General features: G+C 69.0%; 19 protein-coding genes. 12 read left to right on the forward strand and 7 right to left on the reverse strand.

Annotation, left to right across the window (positions count from 1 at the left end; all coding sequences use genetic code 11):
- Positions 1-70 precede the first annotated feature (70 nt).
- On the forward strand, positions 71-439 hold the full coding sequence (locus J2Y70_RS04845) for a glycine zipper 2TM domain-containing protein (protein ID WP_263395750.1): 369 nt from the start codon (positions 71-73) through the stop codon (positions 437-439).
- Between the two features lie 246 nt (positions 440-685).
- Here the strand turns inward: J2Y70_RS04845 and J2Y70_RS04850 are convergent, their stop codons facing one another.
- Positions 686-1573, reverse strand: coding sequence for a TIGR01777 family oxidoreductase (locus J2Y70_RS04850; protein ID WP_309913993.1), 888 nt, complete (start codon positions 1571-1573; stop codon positions 686-688).
- A 207-nt stretch (positions 1574-1780) separates the two neighbouring features.
- Between J2Y70_RS04850 and J2Y70_RS04855 the strand changes: the two genes are divergently transcribed.
- Both J2Y70_RS04855 and gnd read left to right on the forward strand, forming a co-directional pair.
- A complete protein-coding gene (locus J2Y70_RS04855; RefSeq protein ID WP_309913996.1) occupies positions 1781-3094 on the forward strand; it encodes a hypothetical protein in 1314 nt (437 codons plus the stop codon).
- A gap of 69 nt (positions 3095-3163) precedes the next feature.
- Entirely contained in the window at positions 3164-4108 is a 945-nt protein-coding gene (gnd, locus tag J2Y70_RS04860) for a phosphogluconate dehydrogenase (NAD(+)-dependent, decarboxylating) (RefSeq protein ID WP_309913998.1), read from the forward strand.
- A gap of 13 nt (positions 4109-4121) precedes the next feature.
- On the opposite strand, the gene J2Y70_RS04865 is transcribed toward gnd, so the two are convergent.
- The gene (locus J2Y70_RS04865) at positions 4122-5165 is read right to left on the reverse strand and encodes an oxidoreductase (protein ID WP_309914001.1); all 1044 of its coding nucleotides are present in this window, start codon (positions 5163-5165) and stop codon (positions 4122-4124) included.
- Between the two features lie 158 nt (positions 5166-5323).
- On the opposite strand from J2Y70_RS04865, the gene J2Y70_RS04870 reads away from it, so the two are divergent.
- From J2Y70_RS04870 to J2Y70_RS04890, 5 genes are all read left to right on the forward strand, one after another.
- A complete protein-coding gene (locus tag J2Y70_RS04870; RefSeq protein ID WP_263395745.1) occupies positions 5324-5713 on the forward strand; it encodes a BON domain-containing protein in 390 nt (129 codons plus the stop codon).
- A 194-nt stretch (positions 5714-5907) separates the two neighbouring features.
- Positions 5908-6282 (forward strand): hypothetical protein, encoded by a 375-nt coding sequence (locus tag J2Y70_RS04875; protein WP_309914007.1) that lies wholly within the window; start codon positions 5908-5910, stop codon positions 6280-6282.
- Between the two features lie 197 nt (positions 6283-6479).
- Positions 6480-8291 carry an ATP-binding protein gene (locus J2Y70_RS04880; RefSeq protein WP_309914009.1) on the forward strand — a complete coding sequence of 604 codons (1812 nt, stop codon included), beginning with the start codon at positions 6480-6482 and terminating at the stop codon, positions 8289-8291.
- Positions 8288-8728, forward strand: coding sequence for a response regulator (locus J2Y70_RS04885; protein ID WP_263395742.1), 441 nt, complete (start codon positions 8288-8290; stop codon positions 8726-8728). Before J2Y70_RS04880 ends, J2Y70_RS04885 begins: the two co-directional genes overlap by 4 nt.
- Before the next feature lie 6 nt (positions 8729-8734).
- Positions 8735-10249 carry a hybrid sensor histidine kinase/response regulator gene (locus tag J2Y70_RS04890; RefSeq protein WP_263395741.1) on the forward strand — a complete coding sequence of 505 codons (1515 nt, stop codon included), beginning with the start codon at positions 8735-8737 and terminating at the stop codon, positions 10247-10249.
- 154 nt (positions 10250-10403) lie between these two features.
- Here J2Y70_RS04890 and J2Y70_RS04895 read toward each other — a convergent pair whose 3' ends face one another.
- Positions 10404-11243: a 20S proteasome subunit A/B gene (locus J2Y70_RS04895; protein WP_263395740.1), complete on the reverse strand. Its 840-nt coding sequence runs from the start codon at positions 11241-11243 to the stop codon at positions 10404-10406.
- A gap of 96 nt (positions 11244-11339) precedes the next feature.
- Here J2Y70_RS04895 and folK point away from each other — a divergent pair, with 96 nt between their 5' ends.
- Entirely contained in the window at positions 11340-11882 is a 543-nt protein-coding gene (gene folK, locus J2Y70_RS04900) for a 2-amino-4-hydroxy-6-hydroxymethyldihydropteridine diphosphokinase (protein WP_309914014.1), read from the forward strand.
- 127 nt (positions 11883-12009) lie between these two features.
- Here the strand turns inward: folK and J2Y70_RS04905 are convergent, their stop codons facing one another.
- Positions 12010-12744, reverse strand: coding sequence for a pteridine reductase (locus J2Y70_RS04905; RefSeq protein ID WP_309914017.1), 735 nt, complete (start codon positions 12742-12744; stop codon positions 12010-12012).
- 54 nt (positions 12745-12798) lie between these two features.
- Here J2Y70_RS04905 and J2Y70_RS04910 point away from each other — a divergent pair, with 54 nt between their 5' ends.
- Both J2Y70_RS04910 and J2Y70_RS04915 read left to right on the forward strand, forming a co-directional pair.
- Positions 12799-13983 carry an SAM-dependent methyltransferase gene (locus tag J2Y70_RS04910; protein WP_309914020.1) on the forward strand — a complete coding sequence of 395 codons (1185 nt, stop codon included), beginning with the start codon at positions 12799-12801 and terminating at the stop codon, positions 13981-13983.
- Entirely contained in the window at positions 13971-14396 is a 426-nt protein-coding gene (locus J2Y70_RS04915; protein ID WP_309914715.1) for a VanZ family protein, read from the forward strand. The genes J2Y70_RS04910 and J2Y70_RS04915 overlap by 13 nt, the downstream gene beginning before the upstream one ends.
- A gap of 31 nt (positions 14397-14427) precedes the next feature.
- On the opposite strand, the gene J2Y70_RS04920 is transcribed toward J2Y70_RS04915, so the two are convergent.
- The 3 genes from J2Y70_RS04920 to J2Y70_RS04930 all read right to left on the reverse strand — a co-directional run bounded on the left by J2Y70_RS04920 (position 14428) and on the right by J2Y70_RS04930 (position 19903).
- On the reverse strand, positions 14428-16746 hold the full coding sequence (locus J2Y70_RS04920) for a family 20 glycosylhydrolase (protein WP_309914023.1): 2319 nt from the start codon (positions 16744-16746) through the stop codon (positions 14428-14430).
- Between the two features lie 96 nt (positions 16747-16842).
- Positions 16843-19473: a TonB-dependent receptor gene (locus J2Y70_RS04925; protein WP_309914026.1), complete on the reverse strand. Its 2631-nt coding sequence runs from the start codon at positions 19471-19473 to the stop codon at positions 16843-16845.
- Positions 19474-19552: 79 nt separating this feature from the next.
- Positions 19553-19903, reverse strand: a complete 351-nt coding sequence (locus J2Y70_RS04930) for a hypothetical protein (RefSeq protein ID WP_309914029.1) — start codon at positions 19901-19903, stop codon at positions 19553-19555.
- 727 nt (positions 19904-20630) lie between these two features.
- On the opposite strand from J2Y70_RS04930, the gene J2Y70_RS04935 reads away from it, so the two are divergent.
- On the forward strand, positions 20631-23330 hold the full coding sequence (locus J2Y70_RS04935; RefSeq protein ID WP_309914032.1) for a TonB-dependent receptor: 2700 nt from the start codon (positions 20631-20633) through the stop codon (positions 23328-23330).
- The last annotated feature ends 73 nt before the right edge of the window (positions 23331-23403 follow it).

Here is a 23403-nt window from a genome sequence, read left to right on the forward strand (position 1 = left end):
GCAAAGGTGGCGCCTGTCGGGAGTGCGATGCGTGCAAGCGCATCGGCTCCGCCACCCAGGAGCAAGCAGCATGAACACTTTCAAATCCGCGTTGTGTCTCACCGTCCTCGCCGTCGCCACTGCTGCCGCGCCGCTGGCGCAGGCGCAGCGCCACTATGGGCCGGAAGACGCCGGGCGCCGCTTCAACGACGGCACCCGCGTGCACTGCAAGAAGGTCGCGGTGCAGAAGAACAGCACCGACCCGAATCGCATCGGCGGCACTTTGGCGGGTGCCGCGATCGGTGGTCTGCTCGGCAACCAGGTCGGCAAGGGCAACGGCAAGAAGCTGGCCACGGTCGGCGGCGCGGTCGCCGGTGGCGCCACCGGGCGCTACATCCAGGGCCAGCGCCAGCAGGCCAACGGCAACCGCCAGGTCGAGACCGTCTGCACGCGCTATTGAGCCGCCGCCGCGATCGGCCATCGCAGCGCACTCGGACACAGCAACGCCCCGGCGGACAGCCTCCGCCGGGGCGTTTTGCGTTGTTGGGGTGCTACGGCGGTGTGCGAGCGGATGAATGCAGCCAGGCGGCGAACGCACGCCCTTGACGGCCCATGACACGCTCTTTTGTAGGAGCGGCTTCAGCCGCGATCGGTAACGCCCGGTCGCGGCTGAAGCCGCTCCTACAAAAGCGTCGCAATGGCCGCGCTAGCCGACCGCGGCGCTCAGCGCGGCGCCTAGTTCCGGATAGCGGAACCCATAGCCTTCCTGTTGCGCGCGCGTCGGCAGCACCCGCTGGCTGCCCAGCAGCAGGTCGGCCATCTCACCGAAGGCCAGGCGCAGCGCCGTGGCCGGCGCCGGCAGCAGCGCCGGCCGGTGCAGCGTGCGGCCGAGCTGCGCGGCGAAATCCGCATTGGTCACCGGCGTCGGCGCAGTGGCGTTGTAGGCGCCGTCGCCACCGTGCTGCAGCAGCCACAGCAACAGCCCGACGTGATCGTCGCGATGGATCCAGCTCATCCATTGGCGGCCGTCGCCCATGCGTCCGCCCAGGCCGAGCCGAAACGGCGGCAGCATCCGCGCCAGCGCACCGCCATCGTTGCCCAGCACGACCCCGGTGCGCACCAGCGTGGTCCGCACGCCCAGTGCCTGCGCGCGCAGCGCCTCGGCTTCCCAGTCGCGGCACAGCTGCGCGGAAAAATCCGCACCGGCCGCGCTGCGTTCGTCGAGCAGGTCGCTGCCGCGGTCGCCGTAGTAGCCGATCGCCGAGCCGGACAGCAGACAGGCGGGGCGTTGCGCTGCGTCCAACTGCGCGATCCAGTCGATCAGCGCGCGGGTGGTGCCGATGCGCGAGGTGCGGAAGCGGCGTTTGCGGGTCTCGTTCCAACGGCCCTCGCTCAAGGACTCGCCGGCCAGATTGATCACCGCGTCCGCAGGCGCTGCGTCGTGAAGGTCCTGCAGCGGCTGTACGCCCGGAAGCGCACGCGCCGCGCGCGCCGCATCGCGGGTCAGGACGCTGACCCGGTGCCCGGCCTGGAGCAGGGCGGGGCACAGTGCGCGGCCGATGAATCCGGTGCCGCCGGTGACGAGCACATGCATGACGCTGTTTTCCGCGAGCGGGGAGCGGCAGTGTAGGGCGGGCCGGCATTGCAGCCGGGTGAACGCGCGCGCAGGCGCGCTTCGCGCACGGTGCGGCGCGCGGCTTCGCGGTGCGTGCACGACGCGCGCGGCACGCTCCGCGTCCGCGCCCCTGGCGCGCCGACCCCTCTACCCTGTCTGCTGTTCCGCATCTGCCATGCTCGCGCCATGACTGTCCTCACTGCGCTCCAGCCACCGCCGCGCCGACGGCGTTTCGCCGCGCGCCTGCTGCTGGCGCTGGCACTGGCCACGGGCGGCGCGTTCGCGGCGCCGCCGGATCCGGCGGACCAGGCCAGCGCCGACTGCCTGGCCGCGCTGCTGCGCCAGCTCGGCTGGCGCATCGACAGCACGCCTGCCGCGCAGCCGCGGCTGCTGCCGGGCGCGCCCTGTACGCGCGCTTCGCTGGCCGATGCGCAGGCGCACGGCGACCTGCAGGCGGCGCTGCCGGCGCAGTGGAGCCAAGCGCAACGGCGCGACGCCCTGCGCGCGCTGCTGGAGACCCCGGCCACGCACTGCGGCTATTTCCTGCTGCTCGGCGCGGCCACCGAGCGCGCGGCGGCGCGTCTGCAGGACAACCCCGGCTACCGCTTCTCCGCGCTGCAACTGGGCTGGATCGGGTTCGGCCCGGGCGGCGCGCGCCGGCAGGGTTGGCAGCGCTTCCGCAGTTTCGGCCGCGGCTACCGCCCGGTGCAGGGCAATGCGCGCGCGATCGAGGCGTTCTACAGCGGCCGGGTGCGCTCGGAATGCGGTGTCGGCCGGCAGATCGCGCAGCTGGCCACGCAGCGCGAACTGTACGGCGACGCCGGTTTCGATCGCGCGTTCAGCGCCGGGGAACTGTCGATCGGCACCTTCCTCACCCTGCACGATACCGACAGCATCCTGCTCGGCGCACAGGCCGGCGAGTTCTTCGCCGACGGCAAGGCGGCCAAGACGTCGCAACTGGGCCGCGCCGCCTTCCTCGGTGCGCCCGGCTTCATCGCCCACGTGTTCGAACGCCGCTACCTGGACGACATCAACAACCAGGCCGAGAACTTCGTGGTCGTGGCGGTCAGCGCCGAGGCGGCCGCGGCGTTGCGCGCGCATGGCGGCTTCGCCCATTACGACCGCAGCAACCGGCGCATCTGGGAACTGGCGCAGGCGCTGCGCGGACCCGGCCGCGAACGCTTCGAGAAACTGCTGTTCGAGCGCGACCCGGTCCTGCGCGCGGCGTTGTCGCCGGCGCAACGCAGTGTCCTGGCACAGATCGACGCGCTGCTCGACGACCCGTTCTATCGCGGCTTCGACGTGTACGTGCACCCCAAGGGCGTCAAGCCGATCGGCTACCACGTGGCGCGCTTGCTGGACCGCAATCCGCGCACGCCGTTCGCGATCGACCTGGCCCTGCACAACCTGCATACCACCCTGTACCGGCGCTGGCGCGACCAGCAGTTGCAGGACTGTGCGCAAGCGGCGCAGGACGCTTCGGCCGGGCGCATTCCTTAGCTGCGCGTCACGCCGCCGATGCCGCTTCGTGCGACCCTAATGGCCCTCACTTCGAGCTAGGAACGACGCATGGATCTGGGACTTTTAGGGTTGGGCCGCATGGGCGCCAACATGGCCGAACGGCTGGTGCGCGGCGGCCACCGGGTGGTCGGTTTCGACCTGGGCGAGGCGGCGCGCAGTGCGGCGCAGCAGCGCGGCGTGGAGACCGTGGAGACGATGGCGGCGCTGATCGCGGCGTTGCCGGCGCCGCGCGCGGTGTGGCTGATGGTGCCGGCCGGCAAGATCGTCGACGACACCCTGGCCGTGCTGCTGCCGCTTCTGGGCAAGGGCGACGTGATCGTGGACGGCGGCAACTCGTACTACAAGGATTCGATGCGCCGCGCCGCCGAGCTGGCCGCGCACGGCATCGGCTACGTCGATTGCGGTACCAGCGGCGGCGTGTGGGGCCTGAAGGAAGGCTACAGCCTGATGATCGGCGGCGACGAAGCGGCGGTGAGCCGGCTCGACCCGGTGTTCGCCACGCTGGCGCCGGCCGCCGACGCCGGTTGGGGACGGGTCGGTCCCAGCGGTGCCGGCCACTTCACCAAGATGGTCCACAACGGCATCGAGTACGGAATGATGCAGGCCTACGCCGAAGGCTTCGCGCTGATGGGGCGCAAGCAGGAATTCGATCTGGACCTGCACCAGGTCGCCGAGGTCTGGCGCCAGGGCAGCGTGGTGCGTTCGTGGCTGCTGGACCTGTGTTCAGACGCGCTGGGCAGCAACCCGGACCTGGCCGGCATCGCTCCGTACGTGGAGGATTCCGGCGAAGGCCGCTGGACCGTGGCCGAAGCGATCGACCTCAACGTGCCCGCGCCGGTGATCACCCTGTCGTTGCTGGAGCGGCTGCGTTCGCGCGATACCGATTCGTTCACCGACAAGCTGCTGGCGGCGATGCGCAACCAGTTCGGCGGGCACGCGATCAAGCACGAAACGCCCAGCGTGCCGCCGTCCGGTCCGGTCGCCGCGCAATAGGCCGCCGCGCGCGTCAGTCCAGCGCCAGCGTGCGGCCTTCGGCGGCGCTGCGCTGGCCGAGTTCGAGCAGCCGCATCACCGCCAGCGCCTGCGCCGCATCCACGGGCGCGGGCGCGCGCCCGGCCATCGCCTCGCGGAAGCCGGCATAGCAGTGGCGGTAGTCGCCGCGCTGCGTCGGCAGCGCCTGCGCGCTGGCGCTGCCGTCGGCGCCGACCAGGGTTAGCTGGCCGGCGACCGGATCCTCGCCCCACTGCGGCGCGGCCGGAGTGAGCCCGGCGCGCAGCTGCGTCTCCTGCGTGTCCAGGCCGTGCTTGACGTAGCTGCCGCGCTCGCCATGCACGGCAAAGCGCGGCCCGTTCGCCGCGACCAGCGAGCCGGCATGCAGCACCGCGCGCAGCCGTGGGTAGCGCAGCACGGCATGGAAGTAGTCGGTGGCCTGCGCGCCATGGCGCTGCTGCGCCAGGTCGGCCTGGATCGCCTCGGGCAGGCCGAACAGCTGCAAGGCCTGGTCGAGCAGATGCGGCCCCAGGTCGAACCACAGCCCCGAGCCGGGCAGCGCATGCTCGCGCCAGCGGTCGCCGACCTGCGGGCGGTGGCGATCGAAGTGCGAGTGGAATTCGGCGACCTCGCCCAGCGTGCCCGCATCCAACAGCCCGCGCACGGTGAGGAAGTCGCCGTCCCAGCGCCGGTTCTGGAACACGCTGACGATGCGCCCGGCGCGCTGCGCCTGCGCGAGCACCTGCTGCGCCTGGTCCACGTCCAGGGTGAACGGCTTGTCCACCAGCACGTGCTTGCCTTGGGCCAGCGCCGCGAGCGCCAGCGGCGCATGGGTCTGGTTGGGCGTGGCGACCACCACCGCATCGATCTGCGGGTCGGCGAAGGCCTGCTGCGCGTCGGCGACGATGCGCGCCTGCGGATAGGCCGCTGCGGCTTCGTCATGGCGGCTGGACACGATGGTGTGCAGGCGCAGGCCGGGCGTGTGCGCGATCAGCGGCGCATGGAACACGCGACCGACGAAGCCGTAGCCGAGCAGGGCGAGATTGAAGGGTTGGTCCATGACAGCGGCAGGTACCCGTAACGAAGAGGGCGCCAGTATCCGGGTAACCGCCTTCACGTCGCATGCACGCCTTTCACGCTGTCGGCATTCGCCGGTCACGTCGCCTGTACGCGGTCTTGCAGAGACTGCGCCACACACCTTCAAGGGAGGAGGACATCATGAAAAAGTTCACGTCACCCACGCTGCTCAGCGCTGCACTCGCATTCGGTCTGACCCTGGCCGCGGGCCAGGCGCTCGCCGTCGATCCGCCGACCGCCGCCAGCAAGGACCATGACGCCATGGCCCATGGCGACGGCATGAAGCACGATTCCAAGGAGCCGGTCACCGACACCTGGATCACCACCAAGGTGAAGGCCGATCTGCTCGCGACCAAGGACGTCTCCGGTACCGACATCAAGGTCGAGACGATGAACGGCACGGTCAAGCTGTCCGGTGCGGTCGAGAACAAGACCCAGCGCGACAAGGCGGTATCGGTCACCAAGATGATCGACGGGGTCAAGAAGGTCGACGCTTCCGGCCTGAAAGTGACTGGCGCCGCCAAGCACTGATCCGTCGCGATCACCGCGGATGCGGGGCGCGAGACGAGGCGCGCCCGGCTGCCGCAGTAGGAGAAACGCACCCTTCGGGGTGCGTTCTTTTTTGCGCCACGCCGGTGCATGGCCTCTATTATTTGCACCGTTTCGCATCGTATTGACATGCATTCAGCGATCATCAAGCCATGTCGGCTACCAGGCGAATCGCTATGTTGGATGCTTACTCCCATGCCGCGCCCAGTCACGCGCACGCGGCGTCGCAGACCGCAGCCGTCGGCGCGGTGGACGTGCCTTCCTCGGCCGAGCTGCCGCTGCGGCCGTCCTCATTGACCTTGGCCACGCGCCAGCTGGAATCGCAGCTCGGCATGCTGCTGGCCACCTTCCACGACGATGCCGGATTCTGGCCGGCTTTCACCAGGCTGATGCAGGGCCTGGAGACCGAACTGACCCAGGCCGAGCGCGCGCGCCTGCGCAGCCATGCCGATTTCCTGCTGGTGCGGGCCGGGATGTCGTCGTGGACGCTGATCGGCGCGACCACCGGGGCCAGCGCCCGCGCGCTGCCGGCCGCGGCGCGTCGACCCTGATTGCCTGCGGCACATCGGCGTCGACCACGGGCGGCTCGCAGCCGCCCGTTTTTTGTTTCCGGGCATTAGAATAAAGTCGTATTCAGGCGCGCGGTGGGGCACGACGCGACGCCTGAGCCATTCATCCGGGACCGTTGGAAGCGGCGACGTTGCCGCCCCTCGGTGCCGCTGTCGTTTCCAATTTCGCACGAACAGGTATGCAGATCACCGCAAAACATGATGCATGGGACCGCTGGCGTTTGCCGCTGCTGGCGTTGGCGGTGGTGTTGATCGTGATCCTGCCTTCGTTGCTGTTGCGGCAGATGAGCGACAGCACCCTGCGCGCGGCCGATTGGGTCGGCCACAGCCAGGAAGTCACGGCGACGCTGCGCGGTCTGGAGGCGCACATGCGCGACATGGAGTCGGCGGCGATGGCGATGTCGCACGCGGTCGAGTCGCCGATCCTGCGCGTGCGCTTCGCCGAGTCGCGTGCCGCGATCGCGCCGACCATCGCGCGCCTGGTCGACCTGACCCGTGACAACCCCGATCAGCAGGTGCGCATCGGCCGCTTGCAGAGCACCCTGGAACGCCGCAGCCTGCTGGCCGTGCGCATCGCGCAGAACCGCGACCCGGAGCAGGCGCGCGCATTGATCCAGGAGATGACCGCGGACAATCCGGTCCGTGGCCTGATCGCCGAACTGCAGCAGCGCGAGGACGCGCTGCTGGCCGAACGCACCGCCGATGCCGAAGGGCGGCGCACGCTCACCTCGGTGATCAGTTGGGTCTCGCTGAGCGTGCAGCTGCTGCTGCTGGCCCTGGTGATCTGGCTGCTGCAGCGGCAGATCGGCCGGCGCCTGGACGCGGAGCGGCACCTGTTGCGCGCCAATGCCCGCGCCGCCGCGGTGCTGCAGACGGTGCGCGAGCCGATCGTGCTGCTCGACGGCACGCAGCGCATGATGATGTACAACGCGGCCTTCGGCGAACTGTACGGGCTGGACCCGGAGCGGGCGCCGAAGATGCTCGACGACGTCGGCGATGGCGCCTGGCAGGACCCCATCGTGCGCCAGCGCCTGGCCGACGTGCTGTTGCGCGGACGCGAGCTGTGGGACTTCGAACACGAGCAGGCCGGCGCCGACGGCGTCGTCCGCACCATGCTGCTGAACGCGCGGCGCATGCCGCTGCCGGACAGCGACGACGAAGTGGTGCTGATGACGGTCAGCGACATCAGCCTGCAGAAGGCCAGCCAGCAGCGCATCCAGATCCTGAACCGGCAGCTCGAGGGCAAGGTGGAGCAGATCTCGGAGGTCAACCGCGAGCTGGAGGCCTTCAGCTACTCGGTCTCGCACGATCTGCGCGCGCCGCTGCGGCATGTCGCCGGCTTCGCCGACAAGCTGGCGCGCCACCTCGGCGACGCCGCCGACGAGAAGAGCCGCCACTACCTGGAAGTGATCGGCACCTCGGCGCGGCGCATGGCTTCGCTGATCGACGACCTGCTGGTCTACTCGCGGCTGGGCCGTAGCGCGCTGCGCCTGCAGGCGGTGGACATGCAGTCGCTGGTGGCGGAGACGCGCGCGGTGCTGGATTCCAACTTCCAGTCCGACAACGCCGGCAGCGGCCACCGCATCGAGTGGAACGTCAGCCCGTTGCCGATCCTGGTCGCCGACGAGAACATGATGCGCCAGCTGTGGTTGAACCTGCTCGGCAACGCGGTCAAGTACAGCGCCAAGCGCGAGGTCGCGGTGATCGAAGTCGGCTACCAGATGCAGGCCGACGGCAGCCACCACTTCACCGTGCGCGACAATGGCGCCGGTTTCGACATGGCCTACGCCGCCAAGCTGTTCGGCGTGTTCCAGCGCTTGCACAAGGCCAGCGAGTACAGCGGCACCGGCATCGGCCTGGCCAGCGTGCGCCGCGTGCTGAGCCGCCATGGCGGCCATATCTGGGCCGATGCGGCGCCGGAACAGGGCGCGACCTTCCATTTCGTCTTACCCCCCGCGCTCGAAGCGCCCACCAACGAGTTGACCGCATGACCGCCATCCGCACCATCCTGCTTGCCGAAGACAGCCCCGCCGATGCCGAAATGGCGGTCGATGCGCTGCGCGACGCGCGCCTGGCCAACCCCATCGTCCACGTCGAGGACGGCGTGGAGGCGATGGACTACCTGCTGCGTCGCGGCGCCTACGCCGACCGCGAGGAAGGCCTGCCCGCCGTGTTGCTGCTGGACATCAAGATGCCGCGCATGGACGGGCTGGAAGTGCTGAAGCTGGTGCGCACCGACGAGTCGCTCAAGCGCCTGCCGGTGGTGATCCTGTCGTCCTCGCGCGAGGAAAGCGACCTGGCGCGCAGCTGGGATCTGGGCGTCAATGCCTACGTGGTCAAGCCGGTGGACGTGGACCAGTTCTTCACTGCGGTGAAGACCCTGGGCACGTTCTGGGCGGTGATCAACCAGGCGCCGGAAAAAGAGTAAGCGCACATGCCCACGACCGGCACCAAGCTCGGACCGATCCGGATCCTGATGGTCGAGGATTCACCGGAAGACGCCGAGCTGTTGTCCGACCAACTGCTGGACGCCGGCCTGGAGGCAACCTTCCGCCGCGTGGAAGGCGAGTCCGCGCTGCGCGAGGCGCTGCACGAGTTCGCGCCGGACATCGTGCTGTCGGACCTGAGCATGCCGGGATTCTCCGGGCACCAGGCGCTGCGGGTGCTGCGCGAGCATGGCAACGCGGTGCCCTTCATCTTCGTCTCCGGCACGATCGGCGAGGAGACCGCGGTGGAGGCGCTGCGCGACGGCGCCAACGACTACATCATCAAGCACAACCCGACCCGGCTGCCGTCGGCGGTGGCGCGCGCGATCCGCGAGGCGCGCACCGAGCGCGAGCGGCAGCGGGTGGAAGGCGAGCTGATGCGCGCGCAGCGGCTGGAGAGCCTGGCGATGCTGGCCGCCGGCCTCAGCCACGACCTGCGCAACATCCTGCAGCCGCTGCTGATCGTGCCGGAACTGATCATCGGGCGCAGCGACGATCCGCAACTGCGGCACCTGGCCGAGGTCATCGCGGAGTGCGGCCGGCGCGGCCACGAGATGGCCGAGTCGATGCTGTCGTTCGTGCGCGGCTCGCGCAAGCCCAGCGAGCGCGTGTCCATCGCCGGCCTGTTCCAGGCGGTGCAGATGCTGCTCAAGAGCAGCCTGCCCGAGCGGGTGAGCCTGCAGGTGGAGGTGGCCGACGCCGAGCTGTCGATCGAGGCCAACTACACCGAGCTGCAGCAATGCCTGCTCAACCTCGGCCTGAACGCGATCCAGGCGATGCCCGGCGGCGGCACGCTGGTGTTCTCGGCGGCGCCGGCGATCGGCGCCGACGGCAGCGAGCAGGTACGGCTCCTGGTTCGCGACGACGGCCAGGGCATGGATGCGGAGACCCAGGCGCGCCTGTTCAGCCCGTTCTTCACCACCAAGCCCGACGGCACCGGCCTGGGCCTGATCTCGTGCAAGCGCATCGTCGAGAGCTACGGCGGCAGCATCGCCGTGGACAGCACCCCGGGCGAGGGCACGTGCTTCGAGCTGCTGATCCCGGTGCGCGGCCACGCGCCCTCGGCCGAGCCGGAACCGACGATCCCGATGGGCAAGGGCCAGCGCGTGCTGCTGGTCGACGGCGAGGCCACGCGCCTGTCGCTGCTCGGCAACGCCTTGTCCAGCCAGGGCTACCGGCCGCAGCCGGCCTCCGACGGCGCCGCGGCGCTGCGCGAGGTGCGCGAACACGGCATGCCGGACCTGGTGATCGTGGACAGCGACATCATCCTGCTGTCGGCGGTGAGCCTGCTGCTGGCGCTGCAGGACATGGACTACCGCGGCCCGGCGATCGTGCTGGAGGACGCCGGCACGGCGCTGCAGCGCGACCACTTCCCGCAGGACATCGCCGTGCACGTGCTGCGCAAGCCGCTGGAGATGCAGCGCGTGTTCCGCGCGGTGGCGCACGCGTTGGAGAGTGGCTGAAGAGCTGGGATTCGGGATTGGGGATTGGGGATTCGCAAAAGCGAATCGCGACACCCAGCACCTGCACCAAAAGCAACGCTGCCGCTGAGCTCATCGCGGTGAGCCGCTGCTGTTGCCTCTGCGAATCCCCAATCCCGAATTCCCAATCCCCGCTTCACTGCTGGGACGACTGGTCTTCCGGGTCGCGCCTGGCCGGTACGCGGCGCGGGGGCAGCGGCGGCAGGGCGCCGCGGTTGTCGGTTTCGCTCTCGGTGGTCAGCGCCGGTTCCCAGGGGAAGCGCGGCAGCGTGCGCACCGCATTCTCCAGCTTGCGCGACCAGGTGTCGTGGATTTCCGAGTACAGCGGGGTGTCCGCTTCCAGGCGCAGGCGCTGGGTCACGCGCAGGTCGTTGCGGCGGATCAGCGCCAGGTCGATCGGCATGCCGACCGACAGGTTGGAGCGGATGGTGGAATCCAGCGACACCAGCGCGGTGCGCGCGGCGTCCTCCAGCTGCATCTCCGGACGGATGATGCGGTCCAGGATCGGCTTGCCGTACTTGGACTCGCCGATCTGCAGATACGGGGTCTCCGGCGAGGTGGCGATCGCGTTGCCCAGCGGATAGATCATGTACAGCCCGGGCCGCTCGCCGGCGATCTGCCCGCCCAGGATCAGCGTGGATTGCACGCTGACCCCGCTGTGCTGGGACTGGTCGGACAGCTTGACCTGGCTGGAGACCAGCACCTCGCCGACGTACTCGGCGACCTCGAACAGGTGCCGGAACGAGCGCAGGCTGCGCGGCGCGTCCGGATCGTCGGCGTCGCGCTGCAGCTTGGAGATCGCCAGCTGGGTGGTGGCCAGGTTGCCGGCCGACATCAGCACGAACACCGCCTGGCCCGGATACTCGAACACATGCAGCTTGCGATGCACGCGTACGTCGTCCAGCGAAGCGTTGGTGCGCGTGTCTGCGGCGAAGATCAGGCCTTCGTCCACTTCGATGCCTACGCAATAAGTCATGTCGCTGCCGGAAGATCAGTGCGTTTCGATTCTATGCGGGGGGGACGGGCTTGGCTACCGGTTGACGCTCGCGGCCGCGGCATGCGCGAATATCCCATGACCACCGTGCTCCTCAGCCTGGGCAGCAATCTGCGCCCGCAACATCACCTGCATGCCGCGATAGGTGCGCTGCGGCAGCGTTTCGGCCCGATCGCGGTGTCCCCGACCTACCGCACCGCGGCGGTCGGATTCGACGGTCCGGCGTTCCTGAACAATGCCGTGTCGCTGCACACCGACTGGGAGCTGGCGCCGCTGGATGCGTGGCTGCATGCGCTGGAAGACGCCCACGGGCGCGACCGCAGCGGGCCGCGCTTCAGCGACCGGACCCTGGACATCGACGTGGTGTTCTACGGCGATCGCATCGTCGAAGGCCCCGGCCACCTGCGCATCCCGCGCCCGGAACTGCGCCACGCCTTCGTGCTCAAGCCGCTGGCCGACATCGCCGCCGAGTTCGTCGACCCGGTCAGCGGCCGCCGCCTGGGCGAACTGTGGCGGGCGCATGCGCAGTTCGGGGAGGCGTTCGAGGTGGTGGAGCTTGGAGAGCCGGGACCGGGGACCGGGGACCCGGGACCCGGGGCATTGTCGGCGGGGAGCTTCTAACACCCCATTGGGGATCTCCAAAGCGAAACCCCGGCGCGCGTCGCGACGCGTGCGGCACGTGCCACGTTCTTTCTCTCACCGTGCTTTGACCTCCGGGTCCCTGGTCCCCGGTCCCCGGTCCCGACTCTCAACTCAATCCCCTTCCCCCATCCACCCGCAACGTCTGCCCGGTGACGAAGCCGGCGTCGTCGAGCAGCCAGCGCACCGCTTCGGCGATCTCCTCGACCTGGCCGATGCGTGCCAGCGGGGTGCGCGCCAGCAGGGCCTGCTGCGCGGCGCTGTCCTTGCCGGCCTCCGGCCACAGGATCGCGCCCGGGGCGATGGCGTTGACCCGTACCTGCGGCGCCAGTTCCAGCGCCAGCGAGCGGGTCAGCATCGCCAGCGCCGCCTTCGCCGCGCAGTACAGCGGGTGCGCGCGCAGCGGCTGTTCGGCGTGCAGGTCGGTGATGTTGACGATCGCGCCATGATGTTCGCGCAGCTGCGCGGCCGCGGCCTGGGCCAGGAACAGCGGCGCGCGCGCGTTGACCGCGAACAGGTCGTCCCACTGCGCCGGCGTGGCCTCGGCCAGCGGGGTGGGGTAGAAGTTGGAGGCGTTGTTGATCAGCGCGTCGAGCCGGCCGAAACGCTGCACGCAGTGCGCCACCAGCGCCGGCAGCTGCGCGGCGTCGCGCAGGTCGGCGTGCAGGGTCAGGGTGCTGCCGGCGCGCACGCCTTCCAGTTCCTGCGCCAGCGCCTGCAGGTCGGCCTGCGAGGTGTGCGCGTGCAGCGCCACGCGGTAGCCCACCGCGTGCAGACGCCGCGCAATGCCGGCGCCGATGCGGCGTGCGCTGCCGGTGATCAGGACGACTTTGGTCTCGGTCATGTAGGTCTTCCGTGCTCGGCTATGCTGTGCATTGTCCACGCAATCCAGCGCCGTATGCCTATCGACTTTCCCACGCCCGACGCCGACGCGCTCGCCCACAGCGAACGCCTGGCCGCGCACCTGCGCGCCGAGATCGCCAGCGGCGGCGGCGCGATCCCGTTCTCGCGGTTCATGGAGCTGGCGCTGTACGCGCCGGGCCTGGGCTACTACAGCGCCGGCAGCAGCAAGTTCGGCGAGGAAGGCGATTTCGTCACCGCGCCGGAACTGGGGCCGCTGTTCGCCGCCACCGTCTCCAACGCGCTGGCGCCGGTGCTGCAGCAGCTCGGGCCGCAGGCGCGGATGCTGGAGGTCGGCGGCGGCAGCGGCGCGTTCGCCGAGGTGATGCTCAAGCGCCTGCTGGCGCTGGACGCGCTGCCCGAGCGCTACGCGATCCTCGAACCCAGTGCCGACCTGCGCGCGCGCCAGCGCGAGCGCCTGCAACGCGCGCTGATCCCGCCGGTGTTCGACCTGGTGGAGTGGCTGGACCGGCCGTTCGAGGACGACTGGAACGGGGTGCTGTTCGCCAACGAGGTGATCGATGCGTTGCCGACGCCGCGTTTCGTGCTGCGCGAGGGCGAGGTGTTCGAGGAAACCGTGACCCTGGACGGCGAAGGCCGCTTCCGCCGCGGCGAGCAGCCGGCCGATCCGCTGCTGGCGGCGGCGGTGCGCCACGTCGAACGCTACCTGCAGGCGCCGTTCGCCGACGGCTATCGCTCCGAACTGTTGCCGCAGCTGCCGTACTGGATCCAGGCGGTGGCCGGCGGCCTGCGCAGCGGCGCGATGCTGTTCGTCGACTACGGCTATCCGCGCGGCGAGTTCTACCTGCCGCAGCGCGACGACGGCACCCTGCGCGCGTTCTACCGGCACCGCACCCATGCCGATCTGTACCGCTGGCCGGGCCTGCAGGACCTGACCGCGTCGGTGGATTTCACCGCGCTGGCCGAGGCCGGCACCGGCGCCGGGTTCGAGTTGGGCGGCTACTGCACCCAGGCCAGCTTCCTGCTCGGCAACGGCATGGACGCGCTGCTGGCCGAGGCCGAGGCGCGCAGCGACGAACGCGGCCGCCTGCGCCTGCGCGAGCAGGTGAAGCGGCTGACCCTGCCCAGCGAGATGGGCGAGCGCTTCCAGGTGATGGGCTTCGAACGCGACGTGTCGCTGGCGCCGGCGTTCCTGGTCGGCGACCTGGCCTGGCGCCTGTGAGCGCGCGCGCGTTGCGCGATTTCCGGCGGCCGGCGCCCTGGCTGGGCCTGTGGCTGCTGGCGATCGCCGCGGTGATCGCGGTCTGCCTGGGACCGCCGCCGCAGATCCCGGAGCTGCCCTCGGGCAGCGACAAGATCGAGCACTTCCTGGCCTATTTCCTGCTCGCGTGGGGCGCGGTGCAGCTGTTCGCACGGCCACGCGCGCTGCTGCTGGCGGCGCTGGGCCTGGTCGCGCTGGGGATCGGCATCGAGTTCGCGCAGGGCGCGCTGACCACGGACCGCATGGCCGACCCGCGCGACGCGCTGGCCAACAGCGTGGGCGTGGCGGCAGGCATGGCGCTGCTGCCCACGCCGCTGCGCAACTGCATGCTGTGGCTGGACCGGCGCCTGTTCGGCCGCCGCGCGCCCGCCTGAGCGACGCGGCGGCGCGGATGGCCGGCGCGCCCTAGCGCGGCTGCAGCGTCAGCCGGTCCAGCACCCACATCGCCGGGCGCGTGTCGCCGGTGAAGTAGACGCACAGGTCGGCGGCGCGCGGCGCGTCCTTCGGCAGCGGCGCGCGCAGGGTCACGAAGCCGTCCGCGTCCGGTCGTGCGGGCAGTGCGACGCTGGCCAGGGTGCGGCCGTCGCAGCCGTCGCGCACCACCAGTTCGCCGTGCGGCGCGCGCGCCGGGCGGAAGCGCCGGTGCGGCTCGTCGTGGGCGAGCTGGAAGTAGTACGGCAGGCGGCCGGCGCGGACCTGCAGCATGCCGATGCCGTCCAGTGTGGCCTGCCGCCACGTCCAGCACGGATCGAAGATGTCCACGTCGAAGATCGCGCGCTCGCCGTCGCGCGGGCCGTCGTCCTCCAGCCGCAGCGTCAGCTTGCCGCTGCACATCGCCAGGTCTTCGTCGCGGCGGCTGCGCAGCGCGGCCAGGTCAACGCGGCGGCGCACCGCGTCGGCGAGCGGCATGCCGTCGGCGAAGGCCTGCGCGGCGATCGTGGTCGGCAGCGCGACCGTCAGCGGTTCGGTGTAGCGCGCCGAGGTGGCGCTCGGCGCGCTGCCGTCGGTGGTATAGCGGATGTCGCGATAGCCGAGCGGGGTGGCCAGGGCCACCGTGGCCTGCGTCGCGGCGCCGTCGCCGCGCACCTCGAACTGCGGCTGGAACGGCGTGGCCGCGTAGCCGATGCCGAGCGCGCGGTAGTGCGCCAGCAGGTCCGGCAGGCGCTGCAGGAAACCGTCGTAGTCCTTGCCTTGCGCCGGCGTCCAGCCGGTCTCGGCGACCGCGGCGATGCGCGGGAATACCGCGTGCTGCAGCCGCACCCAGCTGCGCATGTGCTCGGAGAACGCGGTGGCCTGCAGGCCGAGCACGTGCTTGCGCTGGGTCGCGTCCAGCACCGCCGGGACCGGGTCGAACGCGTACACCTTGCGCAGGTCGTTCAGCGCCGGGCGCCCCGGCGGCTCATCGGGCGAGGCGGTCTGCAGGTAGTCCAGGTACAGGTCGGTGACCGGCGCCATCACCACATCGTGGCCCTGCCGCGCGGCGGTGATGCCACCTTCGATGCCCTGCCACGACATCACCGTGGCGCGCTCGGGCAGGCCGCCGGCGAGGATCTCGTCCCAGCCGATCAGGCGCCGCCCGTGCGCGTCGAGATAGCGCTCCAGGCGTTTGATGATCCAGCCCTGCAACTGCTCTTCGTTGGCCAGGCCCAGCTCCCTGATCCGCGCCTGCGCCGCGGGCGAGGCCTTCCACTGGTCCTTGACCGCCTCGTCGCCGCCGACGTGGATGTAGGTGCCGGGGAACAGCGCGATCATCTCTCCGAGCACGTCCTCGAAGAACGCCAGGGTCTGCTCGCTGGCATTGAACAGGTTGGCGTGCACGCCCCATTCGTTGGAGACCTGCAGCGGCGTGTCGGTCGAGCCGAACTGCGGGTACGCGGCGAGCGCGGCGGTGGCGTGCCCGGGCAGGTCGAACTCCGGCACGATGGTGATGTGGCGCGCGGCGGCGTAGGCCACCAGCGCGCGGATCTGCGCCTGGCTGTAGAAGCCGCAGCTGCGCAGCGGGCGGCCGTCGGCACCGATGCCGGCGTCGCCGGCCGCGACCCGGCAGCCACCGATCTGGGTCAGCTTCGGGTACTTCGGGATCTCGATGCGCCAGCCCTGGTCGTCGGTGAGATGCCAGTGCAGGGTGTTGAGCTTGTGCAACGCCATCGCGTCGAGCAGTTGCTCGATCTGCTCCACGCTCTGGAACTGCCGCGCCGAGTCCAGCATCAGTCCGCGCCAGGCGAAGCGCGGCGCGTCGACGACGTGCGCGCCCGGCAGCACCGCGGCGCGCGCCTGGCCGGAGGCCGGCGCGAGCTGCCACAGCGTCGTCGCCGCATAGAACAGGCCGCGCGGATCGGCGGCGCGGGCGCGCACGCCGTCGGCACCGATGTCGAGCACGTAGCCTTCCGGCGACGCGCTGGCCTTGGGGTCGAGCGCGAACACGATGCTGCGCGCGCCGGGGCGGCTGGCAGGCGGCGCCAGTTGCAGCTTCACGCCGCTGCCGCGCGCCAGGCCGTCGATGAACTGCCGGGCGGTCGCGGCCGCGCGCGGATCGTCGGCGTACACGCGCACGCTGGCGTCGAGCGCGAATCCTTCGCCGCCGACGCGCGCCTGCTGTGGCGCGGGGATCAACGGCAGCGGCGCTGCGGCGACGGCGGCCATCGGCGAGGCCGCCAACGCAATCAGCATGGCGGCGGTCCGGCACGCCAACGGGAAGAAGGTGTTGCGAGTGGAACGGGTCATTCGGCGTCTCCTGTCGGCATGCCCGGCCGCACGCAGAACGGGCCCGGACGAATCCGGGCCCGCTGCGGGTCTAGACGGTGCGCACGCGTGCGGCGATCAGAACTTGAAGTGCACGGTGGCCATGTAGCGGCGCCCGTTCTTGTAGCGGCCGACCGGGTGGTCGGTGTCGCCCAGGTACTGGAAGTAGTCCTCGTCCAGCAGGTTCTGCGCATCCACCTGCAGCGACCACTGCTCGTTGATCGCATAGCCGATGCTCGCGCCCAGGTCGGCGTAGTCGTCGACGCTGGCCGGCGCGGCGCCGGCCACGTAGCCGCCGGCGAGGTAGCTGTCGCGCCAGTTGTAGGTGATGCGCGCGTTCAGCGGCCCCTTCTCGTAGTACGGGCTGAAGGCGATGGCGTTGCGCGACTGGTAGGGCAGGGCGTCGCCGGTGTTGTTCTCGCCGTTGGCGTAGGTGTAGTTGGCGGTGAGCCCGAAGCCGCTGTCGCCGAACGGTTGCTGGTAGGCGATGGTGAAGCCCTTGACCTTGCCGTCGCCGGCGTTGCGCGGACGCTGGATGCTGTAGTCGCAGTAGCCGTCGGCGGTGCAGCCGTTGCTGCCGAGCATCTGCGCCCAGGTCTGCGGCGAGGTGTCGCGGATCGAGTTGTACTGGCGCTCGATGGTGGCCGAGGTGTCGATGTAGTTGTCGATCTTCTTGTAGAAGATCGACCAGGCCACCACCGACTGCTCGGCGAAGTAGTACTCGGCCGACAGGTTGAAGTTCCACGACTCGTACGGCGACAGCTCGGCATTGCCGCCGCTGCCGGTGAGGGTGGTGTCGTTCAAGAAGGTGTTGTTGACCATCTGGTTGTACGGCGCCCACGCGATGACCTTGGCCGCGGCGAAGCGGAATGCCCAGTCGCTGCTGGTGTCGTAGACCAGGTTCAACGACGGCAGCACGAAGTTCTCTTTCTGGGTGCGGGTCTGCCACTTGCTGTCCAGGTCGTCCAGGGTTGGCGTGCCGCTGTAGACGAAGCCGCTGCCCTCGGTCTTGGAGTCCACGTAGCGCACGCCGAGGTTGCCGCGCAGGCCGCCTTCGGAGAAGTTCAGCTGCGCATAGGCGGCGTTGTTGGTCTGCTCCAGCGCCCAGCTGTTGTTGAGGAAGCTGGCCGGATCCGGATTGCCGTAGTCCACCGGGCTGTTGCGGATCCAGTCCATCACGTTGCCGCGCCCGGCCTGCACGTGCCGGCCGTGGTCGGGATAGAAGCCCTGGATGTCGGTCAGGCCGAGGGTGCCGACGTCGGCGAGCGTGCCCGGGGTGACGCCGCCGTACACGTTGAGTTCGAAGTTCTCCTTGTGCTTGCCCTGGCGCACGCCGAACAGCAACTGGTTGAACACGCCGTCGAACTGCACGTTGAAGTCGAGCTGGCCGTAGGTGTCCTTGCTCTCGGTGGCGAAGATGCCATTGTTGCCGAACCAGCCGCCGGCCGAGCCCCAGTTGGCCGGATCGCGTGCGCCGGCCGCATCGTCGAAGCGGATGCCGCGGTCCAGGTCCCAGCTGAAGCCGCCGTTGTAGAACGGCTCGATGAAGTACTGCGCCAGGTTCTTGTTCTCCGACTTGCTCTGCCCGACCTGGCCGCTCACGCCCCAGCCTTCGCCGCGGAAGGCGCCGCGCAGGTCCAGACCCTTGGTGGTGACCTCGGACTGGCGCACGTTGTTGTCGTAGATCACGGTGCCGCCGTCGGGGTTGGCATTGGCGCTGGAATGGCCGCTGCGGACCACGCCGTTGCGCACGTTGCCGAGCGCGTCCACGGCGTCGACCGTGCCCTGGTTCCAGGTCAGGAAGCTGTACATCGACTGGTTGTAGTTGTCGAAGTTCTCCTTGATGTACAGGCCGCTGAGGTTGAACTCCAGCGCATCGCTTGGCTTGAGCTGCAGGTTGACCACCGCGCTGTCGCGCTTGCGGTCCTGCTGGAACCACGCCGCGTTGACCGAGTTCGGCACGTCGGCATCGGCCGGCACGCCCGTGGCGTTGGTGAAGGTGGAAGCCTTGGCGTAGCCGAACACCTCCATGCCCTGGCGATCGACGCGCTCTTCGTAGTGCTGCGCGGACACGGCGATGCCGAAGGTTTCCTCCGGGTTCTTCCAGCTGTACAGCAGCGAGGCGTTCGGCTTGCCCTCGCTGGCCTGCTGGCTGTAGCTGTAGCCCACCGAGCCGGCGATCTCGTTGGCCTTCAGGTCCAGCGGCTGGCGGCTGTGCATCAGCACGGTGCCGCCGAGGCTGCCTTCGGTCAGGCGCGCTTCGGACGACTTGATGATCTCGGCGCGGCCGAGGATCTGCGGCGACAGCAAGGTGTAATCGAAGCCGCGGTTGGGCTGTTCGCCGTACAGCCAGATCGCCTGCGCCACCGGGTGCCCGTCCAGGAACGACAGGTTCAGGCTGGGATCGGTGCCGTCGATGCTGACGCGTTCGCCCTGGCCGAAGCGGCGGTCCAGGGTCACGCCGGGAATCTGCGAGAACGCCTCGGCCACGTTGGTGCTCGGAAACTTGCCGATGTCCTCGGCGGTGATCGCCTCGGAAATGGTGACGTTGTTGCGCTTGGTATCCAGCGACTTCTCGAGGCTGGCGCGGATGCCGACGACCTGGACGGTATCCAGGTCGGTGGCGGCGGTGGTCGCCTGCTGCGCCTGCGCGCCGAAGGCGAGGGTGGCGACGATGGCGGCCGACAAGACGGAATGGCGGTATTGCATGATGTCTCTCCTCATCATTCAATCGGTGGATGACGCAGCGCACGCGCGTTTGCGCACGCCGAATCTGCCTGTGGTCTTACTACGGGTGAATGGGTGGCGTCCTCCGGTGCGCGGCCAGCGGATGGCGGCGACGGCGGTTCGGCATTGCGTGCATCGGCGGGATGCGCCGCAGCGCAGCGCTCGGTGTCTGCTGCGTTGGCGGGCGTGAGCGGTCGATCAGGACAGGCTGGAGGTGCGGCAGGACGCTGTCGGGCACGGCGAGGTGGCCGCACCCAGGCGCAGCAACCGGCGCTGCGACGCTGCCACCCGCTGCGGCGGACGGCGCCAGCGCGCCGGCCGCACTGCCGATCAGGCTGCAGCGCAGTTCCAGGCATTCCATTGGCGTGCCGAATGCGGCACGCGAAACGCGTGTACGGATCAGTGCGATCACATGCCTCTCCCATGCCCCGCTGTGCACCGCGAATGCGCGGCCCCACCCCTGTGCGGACCGATTCTTACGAGGCCATGACAACGATGTCAAGTCCTCGTCGGAAAATTTGTCTGGTGCTGGTTCGGTCGGCCGAAACGCGTGCTTGGACCGGGCCGCACTTGATCGCTTTGCCTAAAGGTTTTTATTTTCAATGGTTTGTGAAGATACGCAGCGCCTGGGCGACAGCCTGCAGATGAGAACGGTGCGCAGTTATGTTGTGGCGCACAAAATTGGTCTCATTCGTAGAATTGGTGCGTCAAAGGTATCGTGACAACGATGCGTGAAGACCGCTGCATAAAAAATATTTTCGACCTAAGAATCTTTGATATTTAACGATTTATTTTGGTTTTCATGCCAAGTCCAGACGCCATTTGGCGCCCGCCCGTGTCGCGGCGTTGACATAATCTTTCTAAGACCATAAGAATCGAGCTGCCTGGAATTGGTCTCTGCCAATTCGGGATCGATCAGTCCAGCAGCCGCATGCACATCACCCATCCGGGGAAGGGATGGGGACGCGCCTCTCGCACCACGGGGCGCAGGAAACAGACAGAACGCTTCATCGATTCCGTGCCCGAACGGACGGCACCGCCCTGCGCATCGCGTTGGGCGGGATGGAGCGCGCTGTCCGCTCGCAGCCGCTGGATGTCAGACGTCGTCGTGCCGATCAGCCATCAACCAGGATAGCCCAATGCCACATGTCGCTCGCTCCCGTCCGCACTGCTGTTCCCTGTCCGTCCTCGCCATCGCCATCGCCCTCGGCCTGCTCAGCAGCGGCGCGCAGGCGCAGGACGCGCCCGCGCCCGCACCGGTCTCCCAGCTCGATACGGTCACCGTGACCAGCTCGTACCAGAAGAGCCTGATCACCGCGCTGGACAACAAGCGCGAGGACGCGCGCATGACCGACGGCATCTCCTCCGAGGACATCGGCAAGTTCCCGGCCGAGAACATCGCCGAGGCGATCCAGCGCATTCCCGGCGTGCAGATCTCCACCATCAACGGCCGCGGTTCGACCATCAGCATCCGCGGCCTGGGCCCGCAGTACTCGGCCACCACGATCAACGGCCAGACCATCAAGAGCGCCGATTTCACCGACGGCTTCCGCTACGACATCATCCAGCCGGAAGTGGCCGCGGCGATCGAGGTGATCAAGTCGCCGTCGGCGGACATGGATGCCGGCGGGCTGTCGGGCACGGTCAACATCGAGACCACCAAGCCGCTGGACTACAAGGAGCGCAAGCTGCTGCTGTCGGCCAAGGAGCAATACTCCGAATTCGCCGGCGGCGCGCCGACGCCGAAGGCGGTGCTCACCTACATCGACCAGTTCCAGCTCGCCGACGGCGGCGAACTGGGCGTGTTCGTCAACGCCGGCTACCAGAAGCTCAAGGACCGCGCCGACTACCTGTGGATCGACCGCTGGTACACCCAGGACACCACCGACGGCACCCTGTACATCCCGCGCCGCCCGCGCTACCGCTCGATCGAGCGCGAGACCGACCGCAAGATGCTCACCGCCGGGCTGCAGTGGAAGCCCAACGACCGGCTGGAAATGAACCTGACCGCGTTGTACTCGCAGGACAAGACCGACAACGACATGAACCAGTTGGTCTATTCCTTCGACCGCAATTTCCTGAGCGTGCTGGAGACCGACGGCCTGACCGCGACCAAGGTGTCGGCGTCCAACTACTGGCTGGAGAACAACCGCCAGCTCGAGCGCCACGATCTCACCTCGCAGCTGGTGACCTGGGACGCGAAGTGGAAGGGCGATGCGTGGACCTTCAGCGGCGTGGCCAACTACACCGAAGGCAAGACCGACGAGGACGAGCGCGCGGTGATCCTCGGCCGCCTGCCGTCGGCGACGCTGTTCGACATGTCCAACCCCGGCGCGATCTCGCTGACCACCGATGCCGACGCCAACGACGCCAGCGCCTGGGACCAGGCCAACCTGGTCCGCGACGAGTATCCCAACGGTGCGATCACCAAGCTCAGCAACAAGGAGTGGTCGCTGCAGTTCGACGCCGAGCGCTACGTCGGCGCCGGCTTCCTCGACTCGGTGAAGTTCGGCACCAAGTTCCGCCGCGAGACCTTCGACCGCAACGTCTGGCGCCGCGATTTCCTGTACCTGGTCAACTCCGGCGCGGTGTCCGGCTACGCGATGTTCCCGGAGCTGTCGGCGGCCAGTTCCAACGTCAGCAACTTCCTCGACGGCAATCTGGCCTCGCAGACCGGCTGGGTGGCGCCGGACGTGTACGCCTACGCCGAGGCGCTGGCCGCTTCGGGCATCACCGTGCCGGTGCTGTTCGCGCCGCAGGCCAGCTACCACATCCGCAACGACATCTTCTCCGCCTACGCGCTGGCCAAGATCGACACCGAGATCGGCAGCATGCGCCTGCGCGGCAACGTCGGCGTGCGCTACGAGAACACCAAGCGCACCACCGACACCTACCTGACCACCGCCTCGCAATTCAGCGAGGACGCCAACGACGTGGTCGGCACCGCGCGCGCGCCGTACGACTACCACAACTGGTTGCCGAGCCTGAACCTGGTGCTGGACATGCGCGAGGACCTGCTGCTGCGCTTCGCCGCCGGCAAGGCGCTGGTGCGCCCGATCCTGGACAGCAACACCGCCATCGCCACCACCATCTCCTCGGGCAGCAACACCGGCGGCACCACCACCTACGACGTGTCGCTGGGCCAGACCGACCTGAGGGCGCTGACCGCCAACCAGGCCGATCTCAGCCTGGAGTGGTACTACGGCCAAGGCGGTGGCCTGACCCTGGCCGGCTTCTGGAAGCAGGTCAAGAACGGCACCTTCAACAGCATCGTCTGCCCGACCACGTTCAACGGCGCGGCGCTGTCCGGCAACAGTGCCGGCGATTGCGTGGACGGCAGCGGCAACATCTACGAGATCACCGCCACCCAGAACGATCCGAGCAAGGTCAAGATCAAGGGCTACGAACTGGGCTGGACGCAATCCTTCGATGCCTGGCTGCCGATACAGGGCTTCGGCCTGACCGCCAACTTCACCCGGGTGATCCCGCAGCGCGACACCGACTTCAAGATCCGCAACCTGTCGGAGAAGACCTGGAACGCCACCGGCTACTGGGAGAACGAGATGTTCTCCGCGCGCCTGTCGCTCAACCACCGCAGCGAGTACGAGCAGGACAGCAGCGACAGCTTCTTCGCCCGCGAAGGCCACACCATGAAGGCGCGCACCCAGTTCGACGCGGTGCTCGGCTACCAGGCCACCGACAAGCTCAGCTTCCAGCTCGGCGGGCTCAACCTGACCGACAAGAAGGAAGAGGCGTACAAGGACATCAGCGAGCGCTGGCAGATGACCGGCGTCACTGGACGCAGCTTCTACGTGTCGATGCAGTGGGACATCCTGTGAGGTCCGTGCAGGCGCTTGCGGGATAACCCGCATCAGGCCCGGCGCCGCGGTGGCGCCGGGCGGTCGATCCGAG

The sequence above is a fragment of the Xanthomonas sp. 1678 genome (assembly GCF_031455575.1).
GTDB lineage: Bacteria > Pseudomonadota > Gammaproteobacteria > Xanthomonadales > Xanthomonadaceae > Xanthomonas_A.